1 protein-coding gene is annotated in these 1,564 nt (G+C 62.9%); it reads left to right on the top strand.

Features of this window, described 5'->3' with window-relative positions; translation table 11 throughout:
- The first annotated feature begins 122 nt into the window (after positions 1–122).
- Positions 123–1,528 (top strand): IS3 family transposase gene (locus AB0J29_RS37175; RefSeq protein WP_364796059.1). Its coding sequence is split into 2 segments (ribosomal slippage): positions 123–489 and positions 489–1,528, totalling 1,407 coding nucleotides; the frame shifts between segments, so codons are not numbered across the junction.
- Positions 1,529–1,564 lie beyond the last annotated feature (36 nt).

Here is a 1,564-nt window from a genome sequence, read left to right on the forward strand (position 1 = left end):
GCGTGTCAGGCTGAGTTGAGTCCACCGGTTCACAGCAAATCGGCCTGACGCGGGGCGAGATTCGGATCGACGTTTTCATGACCAGTACGAGGGCCTCGAGGGCCAGGGACAACAATGGGCGGATGGGTTCACAGGGTCCGCGTGGTGACGAGCCGAAGCGGCGGCGCGCGTTCAGCGCCTCGGACAAGCTCGAACATTTGGATGCCTACGAACGCGCCGTTGGGCGTGGTGAGGGCGGCGGGTATCTGCGCCAGGAGGGCTTGTATTCGTCGTTGATCAGCGAATGGCGCAAGCAGCGCGACGCGGGGCTGCTGGCCGGGAAGACGCCCGGTGAGAAGATCGGTAAACTCACTGCCGAGCAGGCCGAGATCGCGCGGCTGCGGCGGGAGAACGAGCGGCTGAACAAGCGGTTGGCTACCACCGAGACCGCGCTGGACATCATGGGAAAAGCGCACGCTCTCTTGGAAACTCTTTCCGAGAGAGCGGATTCCGACGAGCAGCGAAAGAAGCGCTGACCGCCGCCTATCACGCGCTGACCATTGGTGGTGTGGCCACCAGGGCCGCCGCGGCGTTGACTGGGCTGGTGCGTTCCACCGCGATCCGCCGGTGCCGGGCCGCCACGACATCCACCGCAGCGGTGGTGGTGCCGGTGCCCCAGGAGCCGGTCAACAAGCTCACAGTGCTGGAACGACGCCGAATTCTGGACACGCTCAACAGCGACCGGTTCGTCGACCTGGCGCCGTTGCAGATCTATGCCCAGCTGCTCGACGAGGGCATCTACCTGTGTTCGGTGTCCACGATGTATCGGGTACTGCGCGAGAACCGGCAAGTCAGCGAACGACGCCGGCTGGCGCGTCACCCGGCGAAGGTGTGTCCCGAACTGGTCGCGACCGCACCCCGGCAGGTGTATTCCTGGGACATCACCAAACTCGCCGGCCCGGTCAAAGGAACCTATTTCGACGCGTACGTGATGATCGACATCTACTCCCGCTACATCGTCGGCGTCCATGTCCATACTCATGAATCCGGTATTCTGGCAACGGAATTGATGAAAGAGATCTTCGGTGTCCACGGCATCCCGCAGGTTGTGCACGCCGATCGGGGCACGTCGATGACCAGCAAATCCGTCGCCACGCTACTGGCCGATCTCGAGGTCACCCGGTCGCACTCTCGGCCGCGGGTATCCAACGACAACCCCTACTCCGAATCATTGTTCAAAACCTTGAAATACGGGCCGGAATTTCCCGAACGCTTCGGATCACTCACCCAGGCAAGACAATTCATGGATTCGTTCACGCACTGGTACAACCACGAACACCGCCACACCGGCATCGGCTTGCACACCCCAGCCGATGTCCACTACGGGCTGGCCGCCGACAAGGCAGCCGACCGGCAATCGGTGCTCGCCCAGGCCCGCGCCCAGCACCCACACCGTTTCGCCACCACCACAGCCCCCAAGATCCTCGCGCTCCCCGACACCGCCTGGATCAACCAGCCCGCCCAGGAGACCGATACGACAGCCGCATAACACACCCACCGGTCTCATTCAGCTTGAAAAATTCCG

It is taken from the genome of Nocardia sp. NPDC049707 (genome assembly GCF_040674855.1).
Taxonomy (GTDB): Bacteria; Actinomycetota; Actinomycetes; order Mycobacteriales; family Mycobacteriaceae; genus Nocardia.